Origin of the sequence: Streptomyces sp. NPDC048370 (assembly GCF_043200825.1) — a bacterium.
In the GTDB taxonomy this organism is placed as follows: domain Bacteria; phylum Actinomycetota; class Actinomycetes; order Streptomycetales; family Streptomycetaceae; genus Streptomyces.
In genome coordinates, this window is sequence record NZ_JBICYI010000002.1 from 467227 (window position 1) to 490096 (window position 22870).

Here is a 22870-nt window from a genome sequence, read left to right on the forward strand (position 1 = left end):
GGGTGAGTGGGGCGGACTCTGCCGTGGTGGCCACGCGTGCTCCTCGTGGTGCTGTGTCGGTGCGGCATCGTGGTTCTGTGTCGGTGCGGCATCGTGGTGCGGTCTCGGTGCGGCATCAACATCGGACGCACCGGTGGCTTCGATGGTTGAGGGCGGCCGCGGCGCCGACCGCCCCCGCTGTCCGGTCAGTTCACGCGGCTCTCCCACGCGCGCGTGAACAGGGTGGGCAGTGGAGCCGAGGGCACCGCGGCCAGGTGGGACGTCGACCGGTGTTCCCTGGCCAGCGGCAGCAGGCCGAGCTTCGCCACCTCGATCGGGAGGCGCGGGGGCTTCCGCTCCTGCCAGGCGCCCGGCAGGAAGAGGGAGCGGCCCGCTCGGGGCCGGACGGCGCGCAGCACACGGCCCGAGGCGCCCAGTTCGGCCTCGGCCGCCTTGAAGCGCGTGGGCTTCCACCCGGTCCACGCCTTGACGTTGCGGTCCGACGGGTCCGGCAGGGCGAGCAGCATCAGGTAGAGCGCGGCGGCGTCCTCGCTCAGGCCGTACGTCCTCGCGCACTCCTCGACGAGCTGCGGCACGGAGCGCGCCGGATCCTGCTCCCACCCCGAGGGCCGCTCCCCGTCGGTGGCGAGGTGCTCGCCGAGCGCGGCGAAGTCCTCGCTCAGCAGCAGCCGCAGGTCCGCGAGGGCGGGCAGCCCGGACGGGCTGGGCAGCCACTGGGAGGGCAGGACGGAGTCGAGGTACGCGTCCAGCGTGTCCAGGAGGGGATCGTCGGCTCCCTTGAGCGCTGCCGCGTCCACCCGGATGTGGCGCACGTCGTACACCGGGTCGGCCTCCTCCGTGACCGCCGGATGCGCGGCGATCGCCTCGGTCGAAGGGGGCTGGCCCATCAGGTAGTTGCTCTGGAGAGAGAAGACGGTGAGCGGGGCGGGGACACGCGCCAGCTCCTCGTGCAGTCGGGAGATCGCCTCGCCCACCGCGGGGCGCAGCGGATCGCCGGCCGGGGTGCGGTACGCGAGCCAGGCGGCCGTCCTCGGGAGCGCAAGCACCCGGGGTTCGCCCAGCAGGGCCGAACGGTGGGTGTCCAGACACTGCTCCCCCGTCGCGAGGCGGCCGAGCAGGGCGGGCAGCCGCAGGTGGGGCCACCAGGCCCGGGCGTCCCGGCTGTGCACGCGGTGCAACGCAGGCTCACCCTTGGGCGGGATCGTGTCCTTGGCGGCGAGGGAGAGCAGGGCCTCGGGGACGGGCAGGGGCGCGCCCAGCTCGTGCACCCACCACTCGGCGGCGCGGTCGACGTCGGGGCCGGTGGTCCACAACCGCTCAGGATCGTCGGGGAGGAGCTTGTCGTAGAGCGTCGTGACGAACCGGGGGTCGAGCATGGTGGTCAGTGCGCCGACCGCCTCGTCCGCGTCCTTCAACGGGATGTTCCAGGGCTCGACGTCGGTGCGGGGGTGACGGGAGAGGTAGCCGTCCTCGTCCTCCAGTTGGTGCGGCGCGCACGGGACGTGCGCCATCAGCAGCACAGTGGCCTCCGCCACGGTGAGGCCGAGCCGCTCGGCGAAGGCCTCGGCGAGCTCCGGGCGGGCGGGGGCGGGACCCTTCTCTCGGTACAGCTCGGCGAAGCGCGCGAACCAGGAGCCGGGACGGATCGGCTCCAGCACATGGGCGCGCGTGAGCTTCAGGCCCGCGGGGGCCAGTGGACCGTCCTCGGTGAAGGAGCCGTCGGGGGCGTACTCCCACAGCATCCGGTGGGACTTGCCACCACCCAGGACGAGGGAGACGGACGTCGCCGTGCGGAAGACCTTCCCGGGGAGGGGCAGGTGGACGTCCGTACCGTCCTCGGGCACCTCGCACCGGCCGATCCGCCATCGGCCCGGCTCCCCGGTGAGAAGGGGGTGGGCGGCGTACGCCGGCAGCGACCGGACCGTCCGGCCGCCCACCCTGGAGGAGACGGCGCACAGGGCGATCGGCGCGGCGCAGGCGTGCGTGTGGCGGAAGCTGTTGTCACGGGGAAGGTTGTCGATCGTGGCGTCGGCCTGCGCCAGATCGCCTCCCCAGACGGTGGTGCCGTGCTCGGCGAACCGCACCAGCCGACGGCTCATCCGGACGTCCGGATCGTCCGACTCCACCTCGGGCGAGGGCGCGGACGTCCGACCGTCCTCGTCGGGGGTGAGCCGGCGCACCAGCCGCTCAAGACCGTCACGGCAGTTGGCGGCCATGACCAGGGAGCGGGCGGCCCGGCTGTGGATCGGTTCGCCCAGCTGCGGCAGTGTTTCCAGGATCGGTCCGCGGTTGACTCCTCGTACGCCCTCGTCGTCGACGTGGTACGGCTCGAGCCTGGCCACCAGCTCCTCCACCTCCTCACGTGTGACGGTTTCCGGCAGCTCGGCCATCAGCAGCGGCATGACGTCCACCGCCGCGAACTCCGCGGCCGCGTCCGCGTTCTTGAGGAGCAGATCCGCCGCCACCCCCACGTGCGCGTAACGGCCGAGCAGGAGGACCAGCTCCTCGAAGTCGACCCCGGCGCGCAGCCTCGCCCTCTCGCGCTCGGACCAGGCGCGGATCTCCTCGTGCCCGATCGGGTTGTCGAAGAGCGTGGGGATCTGCTCCCAGCCCTTGGTGGCCTGCGGCTGGTACCAGCGGTTGGTCGCCTGGCTCCTGGTGGTCATCTCCAGATCGGCCCGGACCCGTGCCCGCAGTTCGCGGGCGAAGCGCTCGTCCGCGCACAGGTGCTCCAGCTTCGGCCGGCGGGCGACCTGGAGGTGGTACAGCTCCGACGGGCCGAGGAGCTCCGGCGGGTCGGCGACCGGGGCGCCGTGCTCAAGAAGCACGTCGATGAGGTCGAGGGGCGTCCTGCGGTCGGTCCGACGGTCGAAGGTCTCGTAGTGGAACGACACGGGGACACCGTCGGCGGCCAGCCGCGGCGCGATCCTCTCGGCGAGGTCGTACATGACCCGCCAGGGACCCATGTGCCTGCTGTTCGACTCGACGCACTCGGACAGCCAGGCGGCGGCCTCTCCCGCCGGCAGCCCACCGACCTCACCGGTGAGCCGGGCCAGCGCACCGCTGCGTTCGAGCAGCTCCAGCCACAGCTTGGAGCTGTCGCCGAATCGGCTGGGGCGCAGCTTCAGGACCTGGTGCACCGCCTCGGGGGCGTGATCGCCGAGCAGGTCCATGGCCGAGCCCTTGAAGCAGTCGGTCCAGAACTTGTCGTCGGTCAGCGAGATGGCGCCGAGCTCGCACACCTCTGCGAGCAGCGTGGCCAGTTCCCTCTCGGGTTCGAGTCGTGCGGCCCTGGCGATCTTGCGTACGTCGGCGGCCAGCTGCGGGTACAGCTCCCCCGAGGCCTGGACGCGGCGGATGACCACGAGGCGGAAGCCGGCGAGGGCCTCCGCGGACGCCGCTCCCTTGACGGCGAGGTCGCGGGCCCAGGCACGCAGGGCGGTGGCGGAGAGGGCCTTGCCCTCGGCGTACGCGAGGTAGCGGCTCACCAGCCACTCCCGGTCGACCCTGTGCGCCTGCGTGCGCTCGGTCGTGCGGGCGCGCCCGAACCAGGCGGTGGCCGTCTGCTGCTCGCCCTTCCGCAGGGCCAGGTCGCCCAACTCGTCCAGGAGACCGACAAGGAGCGCGGGAGCAGCCTCCTCCAGCTCCTGCAGGAGGCCGTCGATGTCCGCCTTGAAGACGAACCGCCACCCACTCGTGCGCTCCTGCAGGGCGATGAGCTTCCGGGCCGCCAGCTCCTCATGGCCCGGGTGCGCGGCGATGACCCGCTCGGGGAACGGCAGCTCTCCGTCGGAGGGGTCCGGTATGCCCGTGGAGAAGCAGCCGTCCGGCTCCCAGTGCTCCTCACGCATCAGGCGGTCGCGGTACGGCAGGAGTTGTTCGGGAAGCAGCTGGGTCAGCGTGCGCCCGTCGAACCCGGTGTACGTACGCACCCACAGGCCCCCCTCACCCAGTTCGTCGGCGAGGTCGACGGCCTCCGACTCCAGGGCCTCGCGCCAGAGCGGATCGGCATCAGCGAGGGCGCGCGGCACACGCACCCCGGCCAGCGCCCACGCACGCGCCTGCTCCCGGCACGCCTCACGCTGCTTCCTCAGCTGCGTCCGGGCCGTGAGCATCAGGCTGAGCCCCGGCGCTCCGCCGAGGGATTCGGGGACCTGCTTCAGCCTCCGCCCCCGTGGATTGCGGTAGACGACCTCCAGATCGTCCGTCAGTTCCGCGGTGTACCCGTTGTTCTCGACACGCGTGCCCATGCGCCGGTCTCCCCCGTGCTGTTGATCGACAACCCCCACGCTACGCGGCGCCACTGACAACGCCGCCCGCGGAGCGTGCTCCACGGGCGGCGGCAGTCGTGCGTGCGGTCGTGCGGGCGGGGTCAGCCCTGCTGGGCGGCCACGAGGCTGGCCGGCCGGAGGTCCGTCCAGTGCTCCTCGACGTACGCGAGGCAGGCCTCACGGGTGTCCTCGCCGAAGGCGGTCCGCCAGCCGGCGGGGACCTCGGCGAACGAGGGCCAGATCGAGTGCTGGTTCTCGTCGTTGACCAGGACCAGGAAGCTGCCCTGCGGGTCCTCGAACGGGTTGGTGCTCATTGGTGTCACGTCCTTGTCGACGGTTCGGTCATGGCGGTGAACAGCTCCGAGAGCGGCTGTTCCGGGTCGGCGGCCACAGTACGCAGCAGCCTCTGAAGTTCGTCGGCGAGCCTCCGCGCCTTGGCGGTGCCGAACAGGTCGGTGGCGTGGATCAGGCCGCAGTGGACCGGTCCTTCGCCCTGCGGCTCGTAGAAGCTGAGGGTGAGCTGCGCCCTGGTCGAGCCGGTCGGTACGGCGTCGAGGGAGCCGATGCCGCCCTCCAGCTGCTCCAGGTCCGCCTGTTCATGGTGGATCACCATGACCTGCGGGCCCTCCTGGGGCAGCCCGGTGGCCCAGACGACCTCCTCGAACGGGACGTCCTGCCGGTCGAGGGCGCCGAGCGTGGTCTCCCGTACGCGGGCGAGGAGCCGTGCGAACGTCGGGTCGCCCGCGGTGTCCGTGCGGAGCACGACCGTGTTGAAGAAGCAGCCTACGAGGTCGGCCAGCTGGTCGTCCGTACGGCCCGCGACCATCGTGCCGATGGGCAGGTCGGTGCCCGCGCCGTGGGCGGTGAGCAGCGCCGCCAGGGCGGAGTGCAGCACCATGAACATGCTGGTGCCGGTCGCCCGGGCCAGCTCGTCCACGGCCGCGTGCAGCTCCTCGTCCAGGACGAAGCCCACGTGGTCCGCGCCGGGCGTGGAGGAGCGGGGGCCGTCCGCCGGGAGGGCCAGTCGGGTCGGGGCGTCCTTCAGGGTCTCGTGCCAGTAGGCGAGTTGGCGTCCGCCCCGGCTGTCCGGGTCGCTCAGGTCGCCCAGGACCTCGCGGGACCACGTGGCGTAGTCCGTGTACGAGACCGGCAGCGGCGCCCATCCGGGCTCCTGGCCGGTCCTGCGGGCCGCGTACGCGGTCGTCAGGTCACGGAAGAGCGGGACCACCGACCATTCGTCCACCGCCAGGTAGTGCATGGTCAGCAGCAGCGCCTGCTCCCCCGAGGGCGCCGTCAGGAGGTGGGCGCCGAGCGGGGCCTTGTGGTCGGCCTCGGGTGATCCGGCGGCCAGTTCGGTGAGGCGCGCCTCCAGGTCCGCGCAGTCCTCCAGGGTGAGGACCGGGGGTTCGACGGCCCGGAGGTGCAGCGCGCCGTCGCGTTCCGTGAAGGCGGTGCGCAGCGGCTCGTGGCGGTCGGCCACGTCGGCGAGCGCCGCGGACAGCGCGTCCGGGTCGAGGCCGCCGGGCGAGCGCAGGACGAGCGCGTGGTCGAAGCCGGCGTGCCGCTGGTGGGCGTCCCACTGCCAGCGCTGGACGGGGGCGGCCAGGAGCGGTTCCTGGCGGCCTTCCGCCGGGCGCAGGGCCGGGCGGGCCGTCGACGCGCCCTTGAGCTTGCCCTCGATGCCGGCGACGGTCAGCGCGTCGAAGACGTCGCGGATGCTCAGCTCGACGCCGAACTCGGCGCGGATACGGCCCAGGAGCCGCATCGAGGCCATGGAGTGGCCGCCGAGCGCGAAGAAGTTGTCGTGGACGCCGACCTTCTCCAGCTTGAGGATCTCGCCGAACAGCGCGGCGAGCCTGGCCTGTGTCTCGTTGGCCGGCCGTGCGTCACCCGTCATCGCCGCCCAGTCCGGTACGGGCAGCGCCTTGCGGTCCAGCTTGCCGTTGGGGGTCAGCGGCAGCGGCCCGTCGAGCGCGACGACGAGCGCGGGGACCATGTACTCGGGCAGCAGCCCGGCCACATGGGCGCGCAGTTCCTGCGGGTCGAGGTCGAGTTCCGGGGACGCCTCCGGCACGGCGTAACCGACCAGGCGGACGATGTCGCCGTCGCGGTCGGGCACCACGGCGGCCTGGGCCACCGACGGGTGTCCGGCGAGCGCGGCCTCGATCTCGCCCAGCTCGATGCGGAAGCCGCGGACCTTCACCTGGGTGTCGACGCGCCCGAGGAAGTCGAGGTTGCCGTCCGCGCGCCAGCGGGCGCGGTCACCGGTGCGGTACATGCGGCTGCCGGGCGCCCCGTACGGGTCGGCGACGAACCGCTCGGAGGTCAGCGGGGCCTTGCCGAGGTAGCCGCGGGCGAGGCCGCGGCCCGCCACGTACAGCTCGCCGACGACGCCCGGCGGGACGGGCCGCAGGTGGTCGTCCAGGACATAGGCGCGGGTGTTGGGGTCGGGGCGGCCGATCGGCACCCGGCCGGTGGGGCGGCCGCCGTGCTCGCGGGAGGGCCACAGCGTGGAGTTGACCGTCGCCTCGGTGAGGCCGTAGGCGCAGATCAGGTGGGCCGTGGCGCCGAACCGCTCGAAGACGTCCGGCGGCACCGTCTCCGTACCGACCAGGACGGTCGATCCCTCGGGCAGTTCGCAGCCGGGCGGCAGCGCGGAGACCAGGGACGGCGGCAGGATCATGTGGGTGATCCGCTGCTCGGCGAGGAAGTCGGTGAGCGCGGGGCCCGCGACGCGTGCCTCGTCGGTGATGAGGACGAGCCGGCCGCCGTGGCAGAGCGCCATGGACAGTTCGAACGCGAAGACGTCGAAGCCGATCGAGGCGAACTGCAGGACGTGGCTGTCGTGTTCCAGGCCCATCCGGTCGACCGCCGTGGCGACCAGGCTCGCGATGCCCTCGTGCGGGACGACGACGCCCTTGGGGCGGCCGGTCGAGCCGGAGGTGTAGATCACGTACGCGCCCTGGTCCAGGAGGACCGGTGCCGCCTCGACCGCGCTCTCGGGCAGGGTCGCCAGCTCGGCGGCGACCGTCGGCTCGTCGAGCAGCACCACGGGTACGCCCGCGACCTGCGGGATCTTGCCGGCGACGGGCTCGGTGCCGACCACGAGCGCCGCCCGCGAGTCCTCGATCATGTACGTGAGCCGGTCGGCCGGGTGGACCAGGTCGAGCGGCAGGAACGCGGCGCCCAGCTTCAGCGCGGCGAGCACCGTGGCGACCATGTCGACCGAGCGGGGCACGGCGACGCCGACCACGCTCTCGGCGCCGACCCCGCGCGCCGCGAGCAGCCGGGCGAGGCGGTTGGAGCGGGCGTCGAGCTCCGCGTACGAGACGGTCCGGGCGCGGTCCACGACGGCGACCGCGTCGGGGTGCTCGGCGAGCCGCGCCGCGAAGAGGGCGGGGAAGGTCTCCTCGTCGACCTCGCGGGGGCTGCCGTTGAAGCCCTCCAGGACCAGGTGCCGTTCGTCGTCGGCGAGGATCTCCGCCCGCGACACCGGCTGTTCGGGTGCGGCGACGAGGGCCGCGACGAGCGCCCGGAGGCGGTCGCCGAGGCGCTCGGCGGTCTCGTGGTCGAACAGCTCGGTGGCGAACTCCAGGCGGCAGGCCAGGGAGCCGGTGGAGCCGTCGGCCGGCGTGTGCTCGGTGAAGCTGAACACCAGGTCGAACTTGGCGGAGCGGATGCGGAACGGCACGTAGTCGGCGCTCAGGCCGGACAGTTCGAGGCCGTCGCCGGTGCGGGCGTGGTAGCCGACCATCACCTGGAACAGGGGGTTCCGGGAGAGGGATCGGGTCGGGTTGAGCTTCTCCACGACCGACTCGAACGGCACGTCGGCGTGCGAGAAGGCGGCGAGGTCGGTCTCCCTGACCCGGCCGAGCAGCTCGGTGAAGGACGGGTCGCCGCTCAGGTCGCTGCGGAGCACGAGGGTGTTGACGAAGAAGCCGACCAGGTCGTCGAGGGCCTCGTCGCCGCGGCCCGCGATGGGCGAGCCGAGCGGGATGTCCGTACCGGCTCCCATGCGGTGCAGCAGGGCCGCCACGGCCGCGTGGACGACCATGAACATGCTGGCCCCGGTCTCGCGGGCGAGCCGCTTGAGGCCGTCGTGGACGTCGGCCTCGAAGGCGATGTCCAGTTCGGCGCCGGAGAACGCCGGGCGGGCGGGCCGGGGCCGGTCCGTGGGCAGCTCCAGCTCCTCGGGGGCGCCGTCCAGGGTCGTGCGCCAGTACTCCAACTGGCGGGCGGCCAGGCTGTCGGCGTCCGCCGGGTCGCCGAGCAGGCGCTGCTGCCAGAGGGCGTAGTCGGCGTACTGGACGGGCAGCGGCTCCCAGCGCGGTGCCGTCCCCGCGGTGCGGGCCGCGTAGGCGGCGGCCAGGTCGCGCAGGAACGGGCGGTCCGACCACTCGTCGGTGGTGATGTGGTGGAGCAGCAGGACGACGACGTGGTCCTCGGGGGCCAGCTCCACGACCGTGGCGCGCAGCGGCAGTTCGGTTGCGAGGTCGAACGGCCGGTTGACGGTGGCCTCGATCAGGGCGGGCACCTGGTCCTCGGTGGCGGAAAGGCGTTCCAGCACGGGCCGCGCCTCGTGGGCGGGCAGCACGCGTTGGAGGGCCTGTCCTTCGCGCTCGACGAAGACCGTGCGCAGGGCTTCGTGGCGGGCGGTGACGTCGGCGAGCGCCGCGCCCCAGGCCTCGATGTCGAGGGCTCCGCGCAGGCGCATGACCAGCGGGAAGTTGTACGCGGCCGAGGTGCACTCGATCTGCTGGATCACCCAGAGCCGCTGCTGGGCGTGGGAGAGCGGCAGTTCGTCGGGCCGCTCGGCGGCCGTCAGGGCGGGCCGTGCGGCGCCGCCGGCGCGGTCCGCGCGCTCGACGAGCTCGGCGACGGTGGGCGCCTCGAACAGGTCGCGGATGGCGAGTTCGGCGTCGAGAGCGGTGCGGGCGCGGCTGACGAGGCGGGTGGCGAGCAGCGAGTGGCCGCCGAGCTCGAAGAAGTCGCTGTCGATGCCGACGCTGCCCTCGGGCAGGCCGAGGACCTCCGCGAAGAGGACGCAGAGCGTCTCCTCGCGCGGGGTGCGCGGGGCGCGGCTCGTGCCCGATCCCGCGAAGTCCGGGGCGGGCAGGGCGCGTACGTCCAGCTTGCCGTTGACGGTGAGCGGCAGGGTGTCCACCGGGACGAGCGCGGAGGGGACCATGTAGTCCGGCAGCCCGGCCTTCAGGTGCTCGCGCAGCCGCTGGGTCAGCTCCTCGCCGGGCTCCGTGCCGTCCTCCGGCGCGAAGTAGCCGACGAGCCGCTTGGTCCCGGTGCTCTCGTTGACGACGACCGCGGCGTGGGCGACCTCGGGGTGCGAGGAGAGGGCCGTGGCGATCTCGCCCAGTTCGATGCGGTAGCCGCGGATCTTCACCTGGTCGTCGGTGCGGCCGAGGAAGTCGAGCAGCCCGTCGGGCCGCTGCCGTACGAGGTCGCCGGTGCGGTACATCCGCTCCCCCGGCTCGCCGAAGGGGTCCGCGACGAAGCGTTCGGCGGTCAGGCCTGGCCGGTCGTGGTAGCCGCGGGCGAGGCCGGTGCCGGCGATGTACAGCTCGCCGGGGCAGCCCGGCGGGACCGGCCGCAGCATCGCGTCGAGGACGTAGGCGCGGGTGTTGCGGATGGGCATGCCGACCGTGGAGGTCGCGCTGTCCGTGGTCGAGCCGCCGAGGGTGTTGATCGTGTACTCGGTGGGCCCGTACAGGTTGTAGCCGTACGTGCCCTCGGTGCGGCGCAGCTTGGTCCACACCGTGTCGGACACGGCCTCGCCGCCGAGCAGGACGAGCGCGGGGCGGTGCTTCCCCGCTCCGCTCGAGCCGGGCTCGTCCCGGTCGAGGAGTCCCTCCTCGATGAGGAGCTGGGCGTAGGTGGGGGTCACGTTGACCACGTCGACCCGGTGCAGGTCGCAGTAGGCGACCAGGGCCTCGGCGTCGCGGCGCAGCTCCTCGTCGCAGACGTGGACCTCGTGGCCCTCGACGAGCCAGAGCAGCTCCTCCCACGACATGTCGAAGGCGAAGGAGACGGTGTGCGCGATGCGCAGGCGCCGTCCGCCGGCCGAGGCGATGGCCGGGTCGAAGATCTCCTTCTGGTGGTTGAGCTGCATGTTCGTCAGGCCCCGGTAGGGGGTGACGACGCCCTTGGGCCGGCCGGTGGAGCCGGAGGTGTAGATGACGTACGCCGGGTACTCCAGACGGTCCGCGACGTCGTGGGCGAAGGCGGGCCGCTCGGCGTCCGTGATCTCCCCGCCGGACAGGGCGGCCAGTTCGGCGGCCACGGTCTCGTCGTCCAGGAGGAGTTCGGGGGCGACGGCGCCGTCGGGTCCGCGCAGGGTCGGGGCGACGGCCGCGGTGGAGACGAGGCAGAGCGGTCCGGTGTCCTCGACCATCAGGCGCAGCCGGTCGGCCGGGTGGTCCAGGTCGAGCGGCAGGTACGCGGCGCCGGTCCGCAGGACGGCGAAGAGGGCGGCGACCATGTCGATGGACCGGGGCAGCGCGAGCGCGACGACCTTCTCGGGTCCCGCGCCCCTGGCGAGGAGCAGGCGGGCGATCCGGTTGATGTGCGCGTCGAGTTCGGCGTACGTCAGGGCGCGCTCGCCGAAGACGAGGGCCACCGCGTTCGGGGTGCGGGCGACCTGGGCCGTCAGCATGTCGGCGATGGTCTCGTTCGGTACGGGCTCGCGGCTGCCGGCCCACTCGGCGGTCAGCGCGGCGTGCTCCGTCGGCAGGAGCAGGTCCACGCCGACGGTCCGGGCGGTGCCGGCGTCCGGGGCGGCGAGCAGGTCGCCGAGCCGCTCCAGGACGGTCGTGAACCGGCCGAGGATGGTGGCGGCGGCCTCCGCGTCGAAGAGGTCGGGGCGGGCGGCGAGGGTGACCCGCAGCCGGGTCTCGGGGGTGACGATCAGGGTGAGCGGGAAGTGGGTGCCGTCGACGTTCGACACGTCGGTGATGCCGTGGCGCTGCCGCAGCGCGGCGGCACGGTCCTCGCCGTCGGCGGAGCGCAGCACGAAGAGGGTGTCGAAGAGGCGGCGGTGGCCGGTCTCCTGCTGGAGGGTGCCGAGACCCACGTACTCGTACGGCATGACGGCGGCGCGCTCGGACTGCATGCGGCGCAGCAGGGCGAGCAGCGGCTCGTCCGGGGCGAAGGCGACCCGGGCCGGGATGGTGTTGAGGAACATGCCGATGATGCCGGCGACGTTCGGGACGTCCGCGGGGCGTCCGGCGACCGCGGTGCCGAAGGCGACGTCGCCGCGTCCGGTCATCGCGGAGAGGACCAGGCCCCAGGCGGCGTTGAGGACCGTGTTGAGGGTGAGGCCGTGCTGCCGGGCGAGGGCGCGCAGCCGGTCGCTGGTCTCGCGGCTCATCGTCGCGTCGAGGTCGACCGGGATGACCGGGCCCGCGTCGCGGCCCGTGGGGGCGACGAGGGTGGGCTCGTCGAAGCCGGCGAGCGCGTCGCGCCAGGCGTCGACGGCCCGCTCGGTGTCCTGCTCGTCCAGCCAGGCCAGGTAGTCGCGGTACGAGCCGGGGGCGGGCAGGCCGGTGGTGTCGCCGGACCGCTCGTAGAGCGTGAAGAGCTCCTCCAGGAACAGCCAGGCGGACCAGCCGTCCCACAGGATGAGGTGGTGGGTGACGACGAGGCGGTCGCGGCCGTCGCCGAGCCGGATCAGCTGGAGGCGGCAGAGCGGCGGCGCCGACAGGTCGAAGCGCTGCCGGCGGTCGGCGGCGAGCAGCTCGTCGAGGCGGGCGCTCCGCTCCTCGGGGCGCAGCCCGGTGAGGTCGGTCACCGTCAGCGGGATCTCGGCGCCGTCGGCGATGAACTGCACGGGCCGGGGCAGGCCGTCGCTGGTGAATCCGGCGCGCAGGCTCGCGTTGCGCTCCAGGAGCGCCCGGCAGGCGGCGCGCAGCCGGTCGGCGTCCAGGCGGCGGTCGAAGTCCAGGTTCTCCTGCGAGAGGTAGACGTCGAGGGCGTCACCGGTGTCGTAGGTGGCGTGGAAGTACATGCCCTCCTGGAGCGGGGAGAGCGGCCAGACGTCGGCGACCGGGAGTCCGGCCGCGGCCTCGACGCGCTCGGCCTCCTCCGGGGTCAGTTCGAGGCCGCCCAGCGGCGCGGGGGCCTCCTGCTCCGCCGGGGCGCCCGCGGTGAGCTGGGCGAGCATCGCCTGCAGGGCCGGGTCGACGGCCGCGCCGGACTGCGCCTGCGCGGCGAGCATCGCCTGCAGGGCGGCGGCGGCCTGCCCGGCGTCGGCGGCGGACACGGTCACCCCGGTCGCGGGCGCCTCGGGGGCGGCCTCGGCGGCGGGCTCGTCCGGCACCTGCGCGGCCGTCGCGGCGAGCGCGGCGGGCGTACGGTGCTCGAACACATCGCGCGGGCTGATGGTCAGTCCCCTTTCACGGGCGCGGGTGGCGACGGAGATGGAGCTGAGGCTGTCGCCGCCGAGCATGAAGAAGTCGTCGTCGGCACCGATCCCGGGCAGCCCCAGGACGTCGGTGAAGATCTCGCAGAGGGCGCGCTCCCGCTCGTCGCGGGGCGGGCGTCCGCCGGCCCGGGGCGCGACGGACGGCGAGGGCAGGGCGTTCTGGTCGAGCTTGCCGCTGGGCGAGAGCGGCAGCGCGTCGAGGGTGGTGACGGCCGTCGGCACCATCGCCGCGGGCAGCGCCTCCGCGAGCGCCCCCAGGAGCGCCTCTGCGTCCGGTGCGGCGCCGGGCGCCGGCACCGCGTAGCCGAGGAGGGCGCCGTCGCGGACGATCACGGCGGCGCGGGCGACGCCCGGGAGGGCGGCCAACGCGGCCTCGATCTCGCCCAGTTCGATGCGGTTGCCGCGCACCTTGACCTGGCGGTCGGTGCGGCCGAGGTACTCGACGGCGCCGTCGGCGCGCCGGCTGACCAGGTCGCCGGTGCGGTACATCCGCGCACCGGGCTCGCCGAACGGGTCGGCGACGAACCGCTCGGCGGTCAGGCCGTGCCGGTCGTGGTAGCCGCGGGCCAGCTGGACGCCGGCGAGGTACAGCTCGCCCGGCACGCCGTCAGGGACGGGGCGTAGGAAGGAGTCGAGCACGTACAGGCGGGTGTTCCAGACGGGCCGGCCGATCGGTACGGCGAGCTCGCCGCCGCCCTCGTACGGGAAGTACGTGACGTCGACGGCCGCCTCGGTGGGGCCGTACAGGTTGTGCAGCGGCACCGGTCCTTCGCCGCGCCGGGCGGTCAGCTCCGACCAGCGGCGCGCGTCGGGTCCTGTGAGGGCCTCGCCGCTGCAGAAGACGCGGCGCAGGCTCTCCGCCCACGCGGGGGCGCCGGGGGCGGCCTCCATGACCTGGACGTAGGCGGCCAGCATCGACGGGACGAAGTGCAGCGTCGTGATCCGTTCGGTGCGGATCAGTTCGGCGAGGTACGCCGGGTCACGGTGGCCGTCGGGCCGGGCGAGGACGACGGTGGCGCCCTCGATCAGGGCCCAGAAGAACTCCCAGACGGAGACGTCGAAGCTGGACGGGGTCTTCTGGAGCACCCGGTCGTCGGGGTGGAGACCGTACGCGTCCTGCATCCAGGCGAGGCGGTTGACGATCGCCCGGTGGGTGACCGCGACGCCCTTGGGGCGCCCGGTGGAGCCGGAGGTGTAGATCAGGTACGCGGGGTGGTCGGGCCGGGCGTGGACGGCCTCGGCGACCGGGGCCTCCGTGTCGGGGGCCTCCTCGTCCCTGTCCACCAGCACGTGGTCGAGGTCCGGTACGCCGTGCAGCAGGCCGGCCGCGTCGGCGGTGGTGACGACCGTACGGGCGCCGGAGTCGGCGAGCATGAACGCGACCCGGTCGGCCGGGTAGTCGAGGTCGACGGGCAGGTAGGCCGCGCCCGCCTTGTGCACGCCGAGCAGCGCGACCATCAGCTCGGCCGAGCGGGGCACGGCGACGGCGACGAACCGCTCGGGGCCCGCGCCGCGCGCCCGCAGCCGACGGGCCAGGGCCTCGGCGCGCCGGTCGAGTTCGGCGTACGACAGGGTGGTGCCCTCGAAGACGACGGCGGGGGCGCCAGGCGTCCTGGCCACCTGCGCGGCGAAGAGGGAGGCGAGCGTGGCGTCCGCGTCCGGCAGCGGGTGGGTGGTGGCGTTGAGCGCGGCGAGGGCTTCCGTCTCCCGCTCGGAGAGCAGCCCGACGCGGGCGACCGGGCGGGCGGGGTCGGCCACGAGGGTCCGCAGGAGCGCCTCGAAGCGCTGGGCGATCACGGCCACGGAGAGCTGGTCGAGCCGGGCCGCGTCGTACTTGAAGCGCAGCGCGAGCCCGGCGCCGCCCTGCTCGACGATGAGGGCGAGCGGGTAGTGCACGGCGTCGAAGACCTCGGCGCCGGTCAGGCGCAGCGCCTCCTGGTCCCCGTCGGCGGCCAGGTCGCCGGACGGGTAGTTCTCGAAGACGACGAGGGTGTCGAAGAGTTCGCCGCCGCCCGCGATCCGCTGGATCTCGGCGAGGCCGAGGTGCTGGTGGTCCAGGAGGGCCGCGTGCTCGTCCTGGACGCGCAGCAGCAGCTCGGCGAGCGACTCGCCGCCCCGCAGGGTGACCCGGGCGGGCACGGTGTTGATGAACAGGCCGACGGCCGCGTCCAGGCCCTCGACCTCGGTGGTGCGGCCGGAGACGGTGGTGCCGAAGACGACGTCCTGGCTGCCGGTGAGTCCGCCGATGAGCAGCGCCCAGGCGCCGTTGACGACGGTGGAGAGGGTCAGGCCGGTGCGGCGGGCGCGGGCGGTGAGGTCGGCGGTGAGCGTCTCGGGGAGCCGGACGTCGACGTGCTCGGGCCTGGCGACGGGCGCGCCCTGCTCGCCCGCGCCGCGGTGGTGGCCGGTGGCGTGGTCTCCCGTGGTGAAGGCGGGCAGCCGGGTCGGGCCGTCCAGACCGGCCAGGGCGTGCTGCCACGCCTCGCGGGCGGCGTCGAGGTCCCGGCCCGCGAGCCAGGCCAGATACGGCTGCGGGGCGGGCGGCTCGGGGAGGGTCTCGCCCCGGTAGGCGGCGGTGAGTTCGCGCAGCAGGACGGAGACCGACCAGCCGTCGGCGATGATGTGGTGCAGGGTGAGCAGCAGCCGGTGGCGCTGCCCGTCCCGGATCAGGGTGGCCCGCATCAGCGGCGGCCGGGCGAGGTCGAAGCCCTCGGCGCGGTCCTGCCGCAGCACCTCCTCGAGGGCGGTGCGGCCGGTGTCGGCCTCCTGCCACGGCAGGTCGGCGCGGTCGGCGATGCGCTGGACGACCTCGCCGCCGGGGAGCTGGCGGAACGCGGCGCGCAGCAGCGGGTGCCGGTCGAGGAGCAGCTGGAGGGCGTCCCGGAGCCGCTCCGGGTCGACGGTGCCGGCGAGGTCGATGAGCTCCTGGACGACGTAGAGGTCGCTCGCGTCCCGGTCGAACTCCGCGTGGAAGAAGAAACCTTCCTGGAGCGGGGAGACCGGCAGGGCGTCCTCGTCGAGCTCGACGGCGCGCGGAGCGGCCTGGGCGGCCGAGGACGCCGGGGAGGCGGCGGCCGTGTCCGCGGTCCTGGCGAGCGCGGCGACCGTCCGCTGGCGGAAGATGTCGCGCGGGGTGATCGCGAGTCCGGCCTCGCGGGCGCGGTTGACCAGCTGGATGGCGACGATGCTGTCGCCGCCCAGCTCGAAGAAGCTGTCGTGGACGCCGACGGACGGCAGGCGCAGCACCTCGGCGAAGAGCGCGGCGAGCGCGGTCTCGGCGGGCGTGGTGGGTGCGTCGCCTCCCGCGGTCGCGGTCCACCTGGGCTCGGGCAGGGCGCGGCTGTCGAGCTTGCCGTTGGGCGTGAGGGGCAGCGGTCCTTCGAGGCGTACGACGGCGGAGGGGACCATGTGGTCGGGCAGCGCCTCGCCGATCCGGGTGCGCGCGGCGGCGACGGCGGCCTCGGGGTCCGTACCGGTCTCGGCCACGAGGTAGGCGACGAGCCGCTTGGCGTTGCGGTGGTCCTCGCGGGCGAGGACGGCGGCCTGGGCGATGCCCTCGCAGGCCATGAAGGCGCTCTCGATCTCGCCGGGCTCGATGCGGTGGCCACGGATCTTGATCTGGCCGTCGGAGCGTCCCAGGAACTCCAGGTTGCCGTCGGCGGCCCAGCGGACGCGGTCGCCCGTGCGGTACATCCGCGCGCCGGGCTCGTCGGCGTACGGGTCGGCGACGAAGCGCTCGGAGGTGAGGCCGGGCCGGCCGAGGTAGCCGCGGGCGAGGCCGCGCCCGGCGACGTACAGCTCGCCCTCGGCGCCGACGGGTACGAGGCGGAGCGCCGCGTCGAGGACGTAGGCGCGGGTGTTGGGGTCGGGCTCGCCGATGGGCGCGGGTCCCGGCCGGTCGGTGGTGGCGACCCAGAGCGTGGAGTTGACGGTGGCCTCGGTGAGGCCGTACGCGACCACGACCTGGAGCCTGCCGTTCCAGCGGGCGATCAGCTCGCTGGGCACCGCTTCGGTGCCGACGATCAGGACGGCGCCGTCGGGCAGGTCGCAGTCCTGCGGCAGGGCCGAGACGAGGGACGGCGGGAGGATCATGTGGGTGGCGCGGTGCCGGGCGATGTACTCGGTGAGGGCGGGACCCGCGACGCGGCGCTCGGTGGGGACCACGATGATCCGGCCGCCCACGCACAGCGACATGATGAGGTCCCAGACCGTCACGTCGAAGCCGACGGAGGCGAACTGGACGACGCGGCTCTCGGCGGTGATGCCGATGCGGTCGGTCGCGGTGGCGACGAGGCTGCCGACGCCGTCGTGGGAGACGACGACGCCCTTGGGCCGGCCGGTGGAGCCCGAGGTGTAGATGACGTACGCGGCCCGGTCGAGGGCGATGGGCAGGTCCAGGTCCGAGGCGTCGAGGGCGGCCCGCTCGGCGGCCAGGGACGGCGCGTCGAGATGCAGCCGGGTGACGCCCGGGAGGTCCGGAAGGGCGGCGGACAGCTCGTCCGTGGTGAGGACCGTGCGCGCACCGGCGTCGGTGAGCATGTACGCGATCCGGTCCTGCGGGTGGTCGGCGTCCAGCGGCAGGTAGGCGGCGCCCGCCTTCATCACCGCGAGCAGGGAGACGACGAGTTCGGGCGAGCGGGGAACGGCGACGGCGACGACGTCCTCGGCGCCGACGCCACGGTCGGCCAGGAGGCGGGCGAGCCGGTTGGCCTCCGCGTTCAGCTCCGCGTACGTGAGCTCCCGGTCCTCGCAGACGAGGGCGACGGCGTCCGGGGTGCGGCGGACCTGGCGCTCGAAGGCGGCGGGCCAGGAGAGTTCGGCGGTCTCGCGCGGGGCGATGCCGAACTCGTCGAGGAGCCGGGCCCGTTCGGCGGGCGAGGTCAGCTCGATGTGGCCGACCGGGCGGTCGAGGTCCTCGGCGAAGGCGTCGAGCAGGGCGAGGAAGCGCTCCTCGTGCGCGCGCAGGGTCTCCTCGTCGCAGACGTCGGCGTCGGCGTCGAGGTGGACGCGCAGGCCGGATCCGCCCGAGGCCTCGGCGAAGCTCAGGGCCAGGTCGCTGACCGGGCCGAGCCAGACCGGTTCGAGCGCGGTGGCGTGGTCGCCGAAGCGCAGGTCCTCGGGGCGGGGCAGGATGTTGACGGTGGGGCCGACGAGTTCGGGCACGCCGTCGGCGAGGCCCAGCTCCCTGGCCAGGTCCTCGGCGCGGTAGCGCCCGTGGGCGACCGCCTCGCCGATCCCGTGCCGTACGGCGGTGAGGAGTTCGGCGCCGGTGGTGCCGGGGCGGACGGCGAGGCGCAGCGGCACGATGTTGGACACCATGCCGGGGACCTCGGCCGACACGGCGTCGAGGCGCGCGGCGATCGGCAGGCCGAGGACGAGGTCCTGCTCGCCGCTGACGCGGTGGAGATAGGCGGCCACGGCCGCGACCAGCAGACGGGACGGGCGGGTGCCGGCGTGCTCGGCGGCGGCCTGCAGCCGCCGGGTCCGCTCGGCGGTCAGCTCCGTGGTCCTGCGCAGCCGCCGCGTCATGGGCACCTGGCCGCGCTCGACCAGGCGTACCGGCTCGGGCCGGTCGGCGAGGCGGTCGAGCCAGAAGGCGCGGTCGTCCTGGTGCGCGGCGGAGGCCCGGTAGGCGAGGTCGGCGTCGACAAGGCGGGTCAGTGCCCAGTCGCGGGGCGCGGGGGCCTCGTCGCCCGCGGTGTAGAGCTCGCCGGCGCGGCGGGTGACGAGCGCGACGCCCATGCCGTCGGTGACGATGTGGTGGTAGCGCTGGTACCAGAGGACGTGGTCGTCGGCCAGGCGCAGCAGGGCGTGCGAGAACAGGGGGTCGCGGGCGAGGTCCACGGGACGCTCGCGGTCCTCGGCCGTCCAGTCGGCGGCGGCGCGCGCGGGGTCGGTGGCGGCGCGCAGGTCGACGACGGGGATGTCGAAGGGGGCGCGGGCGGGCGTCTGGCGGGGTCCGCCGTCGCCGGCGCCGACGCGCACGTGCAGGGTCTCGGCCTCGTCGACGGACTGCCGTACGGCGGCGGCGAGACGGTCGAGGTCGACGTCACCTCGCAGGTCAAGGGCGAACACGATGTTGTAGGCGGAGCTGTCCGGGTCGATCTGCTGGGCCAGCCAGATACCGGACTGCCCGCCCGTGACGGGTATTCCGGAAGCGGACGTCCGGTCCGACTCGACGTCAAACATCGTTCGAATGGGCCTTTCCCTGGTGGTGCGTCGGTGAGGTGGGTCCCGGCGGGTCCCGGCTGGAGAGCGGGGCCCGCCCGCCCGCGAGAGGTCCGCGGGCGGGCGGGATGCCGGTGGGCGGGCGCCTTACTTGACGGCCGCGATCAGCGGCTCGACCTCGTCGATGGCGTACGGGATCGACAGGACGGTGTTGAAGGAGAAGGCGGCGCCGATGTCCGGGTCCTGGTAGGGCACGAACAGGTCGCGCTTCTCCTGGTTGACCTTGAGCTTCTTGTAGAGCGGCTCGGCCTTGATGCGCTCGTTGGCCTCGGTGCTCGAGGTGACCCAGACGAGGCGGTCGACGTCGAGCACGTTCAGCTTCTCGGCGCTGAGTTCGGCGACGTTCCAGCCCGGCTTGGCCAGGGTGTCGATCTCGGGCTTCAGCTTGAAGCCGAGCTCGGAGAAGAAGATCGCCTTCGGGTCGGTCTTCGTGAAGGCCGAGTACTTGCCGGCCTCGAAGCTGTCGGCGACGGCGATGGTCTTCGTGGCGAACTCGGGGTGCTTGTCACGGACGGCCTTGAAGCGGGCGTCGATGTCGGTGATCAGCTTCTCGGTCTCGGCCGTCCTGCCGAGGGACTTGCCGATCTGCCGCGTCATGACCTGCCAGGACGCACCGTAGTCGGGGAGGTCCTTGGGCTGGGCGACGACCTTGGTGAACTTCGAGAGCGTGTCGTACTGCTCCTTCTTCATGCCCGAGTACTGGGCGATCACCAGGTCGGGCTTGAGCGCCGCGATCTTCTCGATGTTGTACTCGTCGCGCTCACCGACGATCTCCGGCTTCGTGGAACCCCACTTGTCCTTGGTCCACGGCCACTTGCCGTACGGCGTCTCCTTGAACCAGTCCACCGCCCCGACCGGCTTGATCCCGAGCGCGAGCACCGCGTCCTGGTCCGACAGGCCCAGGGTGACGACCTTCTTCGGCTCCGCGTCGATCGTCGTCGAGCCGTACTTGTGCTCCACCGTCACGGGGAAGGCGGCGGACTTGGAGGCCGACGCCTCGCCCGAGGGCTTGGACTCGGTCTTCTCGCTCCCGCCCCCACAGGCGGACAGCGCGAGCGCGGCGACGGTGGCGACGGCCACCCGGGGGACGTATCTGACGAAGCTCGCCAGAGAGGGGCGCGTACCAGTGGACACGGATGTTCCTTTCACGGGGATGACACGGTGCGTGCCGCGCCCACCGCGTACGACGACGCGAGGCGGCGAGCGGGGCGTGTGGGGGCTCGAGGAGGAAGGCCCTCGGGGAGAAGGGCTTCCTCACCGGACCGCCCGGGGGCGGACCGGAGGGGCCGGATGGACCGGAGGGGCCGGATGGACCGGAGGGGCCGGTTGGACCGGAGGCCCGGTGTTCGACCGGGCGTCAGCGGCCGCGTGGCGTCAGCGGACCGAGCCGATGCCGTCGGCGACCTGCTGGGGGACGCCGGGTGCGGGCTCCGGGCCACGGTCGACGATCGAGTCGAGGATCTCGCCGACCCGGATCGCGGTGTTGGAGAGCAGCGACGACGTGATGCCGTGCGTGTGCTCCGTACCGCCCTGCAGGTAGATGCCGCAGCGCAGTTCGGGGTCGGTCGCGATGCGGTAGTCCCGCTCGACGCGGACCCGGCCCTCGTCGTCCAGGTGGCAGCTCTTCGCGACGTCGCCGAGGAGGCCGATGGGGTCCGCCTGGCTGTAGCCGGTGGCGAGGACCACCACGTCGGCGTCGAGCACGCTCTCCTCGCCGGTGACCAGGGAGGTGACGGTGGCGCGGACGGTGTCCCCGGCCTCCTCGACGCCCGTGAGGCGCGAGATGTTGAGGAAGCGCAGCCGCTCGGTGCCGAGGACCTTCTCCTGGTACGCCTGCCGGTACAGGTCGTCGATGAGGTCGATGTCCACCACGGAGTAGTTGGTGTTCCCGTGGTAGTCCATCAGCCGGCGCTTGATGTCGTCGGGAGCCGTGTAGTACTCGTCGACGGCGGCGGGGTCGAAGATGCGGTTGGCGAAGCTGCTGTCGTCCGCCGGGCTGTAGCCGTAGCGGGAGAAGACGGCACAGATCTCGGCCTGGGGGAAGCGGCGGTGCAGGTAGGCCACGTTCTCGGCGGCGCTCTGGCCGGCGCCGACCACGATGAAGCGCTTGGGGTCGGTGCCTTCGATGCCGTCGACCTTGGCGAGCAGGTCGGAGTTGTGCCAGACGCGGTCGGTCCGCTCGACGCCCTCGGGCATCACGGGACGAAGTCCGGTGCCGATGACGAGGTTCCGGGCCCGGTGGACCACCGTCTCCGTGCCGGAGCGGGCGGTGACGTCGAGGTACTCGACCACGCCGTCGCGCATCACGGGCTCGACGGAGATGACCTCGTGGCCGTAGGAGACCATGTCGTCGACCTTCGCCGCGGCCCACTCGAAGTAGTCGTGGAACTCCACGCGGAGCGGGAAGAGGTTCTTGTGGTTGACGAAGTCGATCAGCCGGCCCTTGCTCTGCAGATAGCGCAGGAAGGTGTACTCGCTCGACGGGTTACGGAGCGTCACCAGGTCCTTGAGGAAGGACACTTGCATCGTGGCGTCGTCGATGAGCATGCCACGGTGCCAGCCGAAGCTCGCCTGGCGCTCGAAGAAGTGAGCGGTGACCGCCTCCTGCCTCCCGACGCGAGCGTTGTGCTCGCTGAGCGCGATCGCCATGGCCACGTTGGACGGCCCGAAGCCGATACCTATGAGGTCATGGACCAGAGGGGTGTCGCCAGGAAGAACCTGTGACATGTCACTCCCATCGTGCGGGACAGCCGCCTGTGAGGCGTGGATGAAAATACGAGGCGCCGACCTCGCCGTGAGCACCGGCCAGCCGAACTTAGGTAAAGCTAACCTGACCTGGCTCGAACTGTCGACTGGGCAAAACGGACAAGCCAGAGATCACGGCGCCGAACGGGCGTGAAAAGAGGGCCCGTTGCATCCTTAGGTAAGGCTTGCTTTACTTGGCGCGGTCATTCGCTCTTCTGAGGAGGAACCCCATGCGGGTCGTCATGTTCGGTTACCAGACCTGGGGGCACCGCACCCTGCAAGCTCTCCTGGACTCCGAGCACGACGTCGTGATGGTCGTGACGCACCCCAAGAGCGAGCACGCCTACGAGAAGATCTGGAGCGACTCGGTCGCCGATCTCGCCGAGGAGCACGGCGTTCCGGTCGTCATCCGCAACAGGCCCGACGACGAGGAGCTGTTCCAGCGCCTCAAGGACGCCGACCCCGACATCATCGTGGCCAACAACTGGCGCACGTGGATCCCGCCGCGGATCTACACCCTGCCCCGGCACGGCACGTTGAACATCCACGACTCCCTCCTGCCCAAGTACGCAGGGTTCTCCCCCATCATCTGGGCCATGATCAACGGAGAGTCGGAGGTCGGCGTCACGGCGCACATGATGGACGAGGTGCTCGACGCGGGCGACATCGTCGACCAGCGCGCGGTGGCCATCGGCCCCACGGACACCGCCACCGACCTCTTCCACAAGACGGTCGACCTCATCGCCCCCGTCACGGTCGGCGCCCTGGCCCTGATCGCCTCCGGGCAGACCGAGTTCACCAAGCAGGACCGCTCCCAGGCCAGCTTCTTCCACAAGCGGGCCGAAGAGGACATCCGCATCAACTGGGACTGGCCGGCCGAGGTCCTGGGGCGCCTGGTCCGCGCCCAGTCGGCCCCCTACCCGGCCGCGTTCACCTTCCACAAGGGCAAGCGCCTCGAAGTCCTCTCCGCCGTGGTCTCCGAGGGCCGTTACGGCGGGACGCCCGGCCGGATCTTCTACCGCGAGGGCGAGGGCGTCGTCATCGTCGCCGGCGCGGACGCGCGCACCGGCCGCAACCACGGCCTGGCCATCACGCGCGTACGGACAGAGGACGGCCGCGAGCTGCCCGCGACGGAGTACTTCACCTCGATGGGCGGCTACCTCACCAGCCGTCCCTGATCTCCCGAACTCCG

The 22870-nt window shown here is 73.0% G+C and carries 6 protein-coding genes; 1 reads left to right on the top strand and 5 read right to left on the bottom strand.

Going from position 1 to position 22870, the window contains the following annotated elements; all coding sequences use genetic code 11:
• Nucleotides 1-185: 185 nt before the first annotated feature.
• From ACGFYP_RS05880 to ACGFYP_RS05900, 5 genes are all read right to left on the bottom strand, one after another.
• Nucleotides 186-4250: a hypothetical protein gene (locus ACGFYP_RS05880; protein ID WP_393486819.1), complete on the bottom strand. Its 4065-nt coding sequence runs from the start codon at nucleotides 4248-4250 to the stop codon at nucleotides 186-188.
• 122 nt (nucleotides 4251-4372) lie between these two features.
• Nucleotides 4373-4585: an MbtH family protein gene (locus ACGFYP_RS05885; RefSeq protein WP_361968359.1), complete on the bottom strand. Its 213-nt coding sequence runs from the start codon at nucleotides 4583-4585 to the stop codon at nucleotides 4373-4375.
• Nucleotides 4586-4590: 5 nt separating this feature from the next.
• Complete coding sequence (locus tag ACGFYP_RS05890; protein WP_393486822.1) at nucleotides 4591-18894, bottom strand: amino acid adenylation domain-containing protein; 14304 nt, start codon at nucleotides 18892-18894, stop codon at nucleotides 4591-4593.
• A gap of 126 nt (nucleotides 18895-19020) precedes the next feature.
• Complete coding sequence (locus ACGFYP_RS05895; RefSeq protein ID WP_393486824.1) at nucleotides 19021-20067, bottom strand: iron-siderophore ABC transporter substrate-binding protein; 1047 nt, start codon at nucleotides 20065-20067, stop codon at nucleotides 19021-19023.
• A 240-nt stretch (nucleotides 20068-20307) separates the two neighbouring features.
• A complete protein-coding gene (locus ACGFYP_RS05900) occupies nucleotides 20308-21660 on the bottom strand; it encodes a lysine N(6)-hydroxylase/L-ornithine N(5)-oxygenase family protein (RefSeq protein ID WP_361968365.1) in 1353 nt (450 codons plus the stop codon).
• 248 nt (nucleotides 21661-21908) lie between these two features.
• Between ACGFYP_RS05900 and ACGFYP_RS05905 the strand changes: the two genes are divergently transcribed.
• Entirely contained in the window at nucleotides 21909-22856 is a 948-nt protein-coding gene (locus tag ACGFYP_RS05905) for a methionyl-tRNA formyltransferase (RefSeq protein ID WP_361968367.1), read from the top strand.
• Nucleotides 22857-22870: the final 14 nt, after the last annotated feature.